The sequence below is a fragment of the Lactobacillus sp. 23-2 genome (assembly GCF_044902225.1).
Taxonomy (GTDB): domain Bacteria; phylum Bacillota; class Bacilli; order Lactobacillales; family Lactobacillaceae; genus Lactobacillus; species Lactobacillus absianus.
Genome location: NZ_JAOQBX010000035.1, coordinates 18,709 through 19,060, shown reverse-complemented (window position 1 = coordinate 19,060; position 352 = coordinate 18,709). Strand labels below are relative to the sequence as shown.

The window sequence follows — 352 nt, the reverse complement described above, 5'->3', positions numbered from 1 at the left end:
AGAACTCAGTCCCGCAAAGTCTCAAACTGTAGCACTCCCCCAGGGAATCTTCGTGATTCAGTAAAAAGCGGGGCTCCAATTTCTCGAAAACGACTTGGTTCAGTAAAAAGCGGGGCTCAGATTTTTGCAAAAACGACTTGGTTCAGTAAAAAGCGGGGCTCAAATTTTTCAAAAACGGTTTGGTTCAGTAAAAAGCGGGGCTCAAATTTCGCGAAAACGGCTTGGTTCAGTAAAAAGTGGGGCTCAAATCTTGCAAAAACGACTTGGTTCAGTAAAAAGCGGGGCTTAGGGCAATGGTTATCCCCGTTTTATACGTAGCCAAAGCCAAATTGTCAAAAATGGTCCCCGTTAT

At 44.3% G+C, this 352-nt stretch carries 1 protein-coding gene; it reads right to left on the bottom strand.

Annotation, left to right across the window (positions count from 1 at the left end):
- The coding region (locus OCH80_RS09330) for a hypothetical protein (protein ID WP_404540327.1) at positions 1 to 79 on the bottom strand (79 nt) is incomplete at its 3' end.
- Positions 80 to 352 lie beyond the last annotated feature (273 nt).